Here is a 5,643-nt window from a genome sequence, read left to right as displayed (position 1 = left end):
GGCCTTGGTCCCTTGTTCTAGCCGGCTCACGACTCGCCACAGGGCGCGCCATAGCCGGACATGGCATGTCGGCTGGGTGACACCGTTAAGTCAACGTTGCGGAGTGGATCGTCACTGGCGTCGTTGACGGTTGATGCAGCTGACATCGAGCATGGTACGAGAGCAGGCGTCCGGCCGCAGGGCTGCGTCGTCCCTAATCGCGATCGGATCAGCCAATGCGCCGCTTAGCCTTTATCGCTTATTGCCTCGCCGTTTCCGTCCCGACCGTGGCAATGGCGCAGTCAGCAGCCAAGCCAGCCACCCCAGCCGTCACACTTGATCCTGCGACTCTGAAGGCGGCGCGCGAGGTCGTCGCGCAGATGCAGGGGGATCGTACCGCGCTGCTGAACGCGATGGCGGCACCCATGGTCGGCATGATGCAGCAGATCGGGGTCAAGCAGCAGGATCAGGCCCAGGCCTTGGTCCAGGAGGTGGTGCTGCCCACCCTCACGGCACACTTCGACGAGCTGCTCGACATCCAGGCACGCGGCTTCGCTGCGGCCCTCGGCAAAGACGACCTGCAGGTCATCGCCGCGTTCTACGCTACCCCAACCGGCAAGCGCCTGGTCGCTGCCCAGCCCCAACTCGCACAAGCCCAGCTCGTAGGAACGCAGCAGTGGATGCAGTCGGTGACACCTGAGATGCAGGGAAAGCTGACCAAGGCGATCCAGGCCCACGGGTGGGGATCGGCCGGACCGGCGAAGCCGCGCTGACGGCATGGTAGCGAGGGCGGCCGCACCGGCATGATCCGATCCGAACTGGTCCAGCGCCTCGCTGCTGCGAACCCGCAACTCTACGCGAAGGACTGCGAGGCCGTGGTCGATGCCATCATAGGCCGGATCGCGGACGCCATCGTGGCCGGCGGTCGTGTCGAGCTGCGCGGGTTCGGGGCATTCACCATTGTGAAGATACAGGCGCGGATGGGCCGCAACCCGAGATCCGGTGCGCTCGTCTCGGTCCAGGCGAAGTCGAAGCTGGTCTTCAAGACCGGCAAAGAGATGCGAGACCGGCTCAACCCGAAGGCGCGGCTGGTGGCGCCGTGAGCGACGACCCCTTCCACGAAGCCGTCGAAGCTCTCCGCGCGCGCGGCCTGTATGTCGAGCCAACCGGCGACGACCTCAGCCTGTGGCTCGTGAATGGCGAGGAGATGACCGATGCGGGTCTAATGAAGCTTGCCACGCTGCTGAGCCTTGTCCCCGGGTCGGTGACGATCCAGTGAGTGGCGGACACGGCAACTCGTCCGCCGGCGGCCGAGCACTCGAAGCCCTTCGAGCCGTTGCCCTCTACCCGCAAGGGATGCGTCTCACGGCCCATCCGGAGGCGATGCACACTCTTGCTGATCTCGGCTATGTCGAGGAACGACCCGCTCGGTGGCCAGGCGCGAAGCCGCTAGAGCATGCATGGTTCATCACCCACACCGGGCGGGAACTCTTGGCCGTGCTGGGAGGCGGGGATCGCGGGTAGCCGGTAGGACGCCGGCGGTGGCCGACAGCCGGGTTGCGCCGCCCGCTCGTGCCCCTATCCCCGCCGGCTCACCTCCGGCGAGACCCATGGCATCACCCGCACCGATCCGACTTCCGCTCGCCTTGACCTTCCCACTGTTGGAACGTTTAGGGCCGTTCTCCATCAGGATGATGTTAGGGTAGGAGAACAACATGCGACACGCTTCCGGACTGTTGGTGGCAGCGTTCGCGGTGGCACTAGCTGGAAACGCGATGGCCCAGGGTCACGATCACATGCACATGGGTCATTCTCCGAAGGATAGCGCCGACACACCTGCAACGCGCGAGTTCGAGGCGTCGCATCAGCAGATGATGAAGAACATGGCCGTACCCTATACGGGCGACCCGGACGTGGATTTCCGCCTGCAGATGATCCCTCATCATCAGGGCGCAATCGATATGGCGAAGGTCGCGATGCGCCGCGCCAAGAACCCCTGGAGCCGTCAGCTCGCCGAGTCGATCGTCGTGGAGCAACAGCGCGAGATCGATCAGATGCAGGGATGGCTCCGAAGCCACAGCGTGACCACCGCCTCCATCGGCGATCCTACCCACACCATAAGCCCGAATTCGTTTCGAAGCCTGCCGCCGGAACCTGGCACCCGCGACGAGGCTGCGGGGGCTACTTGGGTGCCGGGATCTGGTGCTCCCGTGCAGTGAGCATCTGGACCGGTCCAGCAGTCATACCGACTGCTTGGCATGATCTCGGGTACCGCTGCGTCGCCCTGATGATCAACGCGCGCCGTGTCGCGGCGATCGGCGACACCTAGATCCGGTACGGGAACCAGACCTTCCGCCGGGACAGGCCGGGGCGCCCCGTCGGCGTGCTGGTGTGGAATGTCAGGCGGTAGGGTGCGGACACGAAGAAGCCCGCCGCGGCTGGTGCCGGGCGGGCTAAGGTGATGTCAGGGCCAGAGGAACCCCCTCGATGGCTGGGTCGTAGGGCGTACTGGTTAACGGAGAACAAAGAAGCCTAACGCGCGGTTCTCCAACCGGATTGGATGGAGGGTTGGATGGAGCCGCAGGTTTGGTTCGAGGAGTGGTGTCGTACCGAGCGCGACTCCTCGGCGGCCATATTAGCTCGGATGGAGAAGGGTGAAATACGGACATATGCCACCGATCCATGCGGCGAATTGCTCGATGTGTCTCTACAGATGATGGCTGCCAAACGATCATCGATCGAAGAACTCGACTCGATCATCGCCAAGATCGACGCTGAGAAGCTGTAAGCAAAGAAAAGCCCCGCGCAGCAGATGCTGGCGGGACCCAGATATGGCTCAGCTAGCAGAGATCGGCCTTATGGAGTAAACGCCCCAAGGGCATTCGTAGTGAGCTTGAAGTCGAGCCGAAACAGCGCCTCGCCGGCTCGTTCGTGACCTCCATCAGCCATGGCCTTCCATCACGCCGCCGATCAGCATCAGCTTCAAGCAAAGCGCTTGCTAATAGCATGGCTTGCCGACGCGCTGCACCAATGTCAGCGAGAAACATTCCATCTCGATCCAGAGTGCCGTCGCCGTCATGGACATTGCAGTGATAATGGGGCATCGGGCGCTCAGCGGTGATAGGCGTGAGCATGCAGGGCTCACAGTCGCAAGTGCCTGTGATCGGATGGCGACACACAACAAGGGGCTGATAAGCTTAAAGGTTCCTGCCCTACTTCATAACAAGCATTATATAGCCCGCACGTTAAAGTGATTTTTTAGGCCGCAACTTCTTCATTTCGCCTCAGTAGCGATAATAAATGCCGGATCATGTGTCTTAGCTCCTACCGTAGCAGCCATGTACCGACGAAAGTCAGAGCTGCCGAGTAGACGGCGTGTCCGTCCTCATCCGTCACCACAACCGTGATGATCTGGCGCTCACCATCCTCTAGGATCTCGTACACCGCTATGGCCGGCAGCAGGCGCTTGGCCTCCAGCGCCGCAGCCTGCAAATCCGCGCAGACGACGCCCCCGTCGTCTCGCTGGTGCAAGCCATTATGGATGCCTGGAACGCCTCGTCTTTAGTCAGGCGCCGACTCGGCACTCAGGGTGCCTTGCGCTCCCGAACCCGGATGCCGGGCCCTCCGCCATTCTTGGGGGTGAATTGAACGCCAGCAGTCATGATCGACGGTCCGCAGCTACGACAACCATCATCGCCGACAAAGCGGCGAACGCACAGTCCTCAAAGGCGTACTCCAGCCCGGCAGCCTCAAGCAGCCAATTGGCTGTGACGAGTACGACAGCCACTGCAATCGCTAGCAGCCGGCCCTTGATGAGGTTCATCCGCGCTCCGCGATCGAACGGAATGGAACGACGTGGCGGGCGGGATCGGTCACGGCTTCGACGTGCCCTTGCGGAAGCCGGCGAAGAAGCGCGATAGGCCGTCGAGGTCGGCGTTCGGTAATGCCACCGCGGATTTAGGCTCCACCACCGCAGCATCAGTGTCGGGCGCCAGACCATACAGTGCCTGCGTCAGAAGGGGCGGCCAGTCGACGCCATAGTCATGCAGCAGTCCGGCGGCTTTCGCGAGCGCACCTGCTTGGTCGGCGGGGACCGGGCGGCCTGCGATCTGTGCGTCGAGGACACGATCAGCGAGGGTCGTAGCGAGGCGCAGGACCTCGGATAGCCGTTCGGGGGAGATAACGCCGGCGCTCATGGTTGAGATTTCCGCTCCCGGAACTGGATGCCGGCGCCGCCCCCGTTCTCGGGGATGAATTCAAGCACGGGCGATCAAGCCTCTTGAGTCTGGGCCGGTGAAGCGTCGTAGCAGACGCATTCCCGAGTTCCGTCGCTTATGTAGGTGACGCCGGCCGCAGCGAATGCGGCCCTGATCTTCTCGATGTTGGCGCCGGAACTGCGCAGAGGCCCGAACGCAGGATTTTCCATCCGTTGGATCGTGGGCAGGGATAGCCCTGACTTCGAGGAAAGGTCGGCCTGTGACCAACCGACCAAATCTCGCCCCGCCTTGACCATGCCGGCCGATTTCATGTTCTGCGCATCTTTCGTTATGTGTAGAGCTTGACGCCTCAGACCTGTTCCGTTATGTGTAGCGCATGACGAGTTTAGTATGAACCCTAATTACTTGGGGTTCCCAATGCGCTACGCCAACCTCATCCCCAATTGCACATCGCCCGCAGCGCCGACCCGCGCCTCACCGCCGATGCCCGTCGCGCCGTCATAACCGCGAAGGCCGCCATCGTTGCCTCGACCGAGAGCGCCAAGCGCTTCAACCGCACCACTCCCCTCGTCAACCGGGATGGCACCTTCGACCGCTCCGCCATCATGCGCGCTGCGATCCTCTCGGCTCAGGCCCGCATGGAAGTGACTGGCGACGCCTGGGGCGTGTGCATGTCCTACGCCCTCAAGGGCGCCTGGGCCGCCGCCAAGGCTTCCCGCCTCGTCCGCGCGCACTGAGGGTCGGACCGATGGCCGCCGACCTGATCCGCTCCCCCCGCTGTCCGCCTGCTGCACGCCCGGCAGGATCACGCGATCTGCCTCCGCCTCGCCGCCTCCTACCGCCACCGCATTGCGGCCGGCGAAACCGACCACCGCGAGGCCCATGCCTGGGCGCTTGGCAACGCTCGCCGCCTTCGCCTCGTGGCCGTCGAACTGGGCGGGGCGCACTGATGGCCGCCCTGTCCCGCCGCGGCGTCCTCGGCGCCTCCCTCGTCCTCGCGGCCGCACGGATGCCAGCCATCGCTTCTGACGGCGTGCTACCGGCGATCCGTTGGGCCGAGACCACCGACGCTGCCCATTCCGCTTCGGGCCATGTCGTGGCCGACCTAGCTGCCAGCGGCCAGCCCATGCCCGCTGGGTGGCGCGCCTACCGTACTTCCCTGGCCTATGTCCGCCGGCTGGCCCGCCTCGACCTCTACGCCCTAACGCCGACGACGCCCGAGTCTGCTGCGGCGCCCTGACCCGTGCCGTGCTCGCCTTCACCGGAACCCCGCTACCGCTGGCCTTCTCCGGGTTCGGCGACGAGGCGGACTGCCTTGCTCGGGACGACGCGCTTTTCGCGGCGCAGGGCAGCCTTCCGGTCTGGGCCATCGCCGAGGCAGAAGCCGACGCCGACGAGGGCGCCTAGTCTCCCGTCCCCGCCCCCCGCCATCCCTTCCCTTCCAAAC

The 5,643-nt window shown here is 64.2% G+C and carries 12 protein-coding genes; 8 read left to right on the top strand and 4 right to left on the bottom strand.

Annotated elements, in window-relative coordinates; translation table 11 throughout:
* The first annotated feature begins 215 nt into the window (after positions 1–215).
* From FV230_RS23820 to FV230_RS23795, 5 genes are all read left to right on the top strand, one after another.
* Positions 216–752, top strand: coding sequence for a DUF2059 domain-containing protein (locus tag FV230_RS23820; protein WP_147727886.1), 537 nt, complete (start codon positions 216–218; stop codon positions 750–752).
* 30 nt (positions 753–782) lie between these two features.
* Positions 783–1,082 (top strand): HU family DNA-binding protein, encoded by a 300-nt coding sequence (locus tag FV230_RS23815; RefSeq protein WP_147844161.1) that lies wholly within the window; start codon positions 783–785, stop codon positions 1,080–1,082.
* Positions 1,079–1,258, top strand: a complete 180-nt coding sequence (locus tag FV230_RS23810) for a hypothetical protein (protein ID WP_147729880.1) — start codon at positions 1,079–1,081, stop codon at positions 1,256–1,258. Before FV230_RS23815 ends, FV230_RS23810 begins: the two co-directional genes overlap by 4 nt.
* Before the next feature lie 496 nt (positions 1,259–1,754).
* Positions 1,755–2,198, top strand: a complete 444-nt coding sequence (locus tag FV230_RS23800; RefSeq protein WP_246694974.1) for a DUF305 domain-containing protein — start codon at positions 1,755–1,757, stop codon at positions 2,196–2,198.
* A 353-nt stretch (positions 2,199–2,551) separates the two neighbouring features.
* Positions 2,552–2,767 (top strand): hypothetical protein, encoded by a 216-nt coding sequence (locus FV230_RS23795; protein WP_147844159.1) that lies wholly within the window; start codon positions 2,552–2,554, stop codon positions 2,765–2,767.
* 536 nt (positions 2,768–3,303) lie between these two features.
* On the opposite strand, the gene FV230_RS23790 is transcribed toward FV230_RS23795, so the two are convergent.
* The 4 genes from FV230_RS23790 to FV230_RS31395 all read right to left on the bottom strand — a co-directional run bounded on the left by FV230_RS23790 (position 3,304) and on the right by FV230_RS31395 (position 4,492).
* Positions 3,304–3,510 (bottom strand): hypothetical protein, encoded by a 207-nt coding sequence (locus FV230_RS23790; RefSeq protein ID WP_246694973.1) that lies wholly within the window; start codon positions 3,508–3,510, stop codon positions 3,304–3,306.
* Positions 3,511–3,637: 127 nt separating this feature from the next.
* Positions 3,638–3,802, bottom strand: a complete 165-nt coding sequence (locus tag FV230_RS29935; RefSeq protein WP_187274852.1) for a hypothetical protein — start codon at positions 3,800–3,802, stop codon at positions 3,638–3,640.
* 49 nt (positions 3,803–3,851) lie between these two features.
* Positions 3,852–4,175 carry a hypothetical protein gene (locus FV230_RS23785; RefSeq protein ID WP_147844157.1) on the bottom strand — a complete coding sequence of 108 codons (324 nt, stop codon included), beginning with the start codon at positions 4,173–4,175 and terminating at the stop codon, positions 3,852–3,854.
* Between the two features lie 74 nt (positions 4,176–4,249).
* The gene (locus tag FV230_RS31395) at positions 4,250–4,492 is read right to left on the bottom strand and encodes a helix-turn-helix transcriptional regulator (protein WP_348642161.1); all 243 of its coding nucleotides are present in this window, start codon (positions 4,490–4,492) and stop codon (positions 4,250–4,252) included.
* Between the two features lie 147 nt (positions 4,493–4,639).
* On the opposite strand from FV230_RS31395, the gene FV230_RS23775 reads away from it, so the two are divergent.
* From FV230_RS23775 to FV230_RS29930, 3 genes are all read left to right on the top strand, one after another.
* On the top strand, positions 4,640–4,933 hold the full coding sequence (locus FV230_RS23775) for a hypothetical protein (RefSeq protein WP_147844155.1): 294 nt from the start codon (positions 4,640–4,642) through the stop codon (positions 4,931–4,933).
* A 212-nt stretch (positions 4,934–5,145) separates the two neighbouring features.
* Positions 5,146–5,436, top strand: a complete 291-nt coding sequence (locus FV230_RS23770; protein WP_147844154.1) for a hypothetical protein — start codon at positions 5,146–5,148, stop codon at positions 5,434–5,436.
* An 8-nt stretch (positions 5,437–5,444) separates the two neighbouring features.
* The gene (locus FV230_RS29930; protein ID WP_187274853.1) at positions 5,445–5,603 is read left to right on the top strand and encodes a hypothetical protein; all 159 of its coding nucleotides are present in this window, start codon (positions 5,445–5,447) and stop codon (positions 5,601–5,603) included.
* Positions 5,604–5,643: the final 40 nt, after the last annotated feature.

The sequence above is a fragment of the Methylobacterium sp. WL6 genome, from assembly GCF_008040095.1.
In the GTDB taxonomy this organism is placed as follows: Bacteria; Pseudomonadota; Alphaproteobacteria; order Rhizobiales; family Beijerinckiaceae; genus Methylobacterium.
The sequence above is the reverse complement of the archived record's forward strand: the minus strand, read 5'-3'. Positions and strand labels throughout refer to the sequence as shown.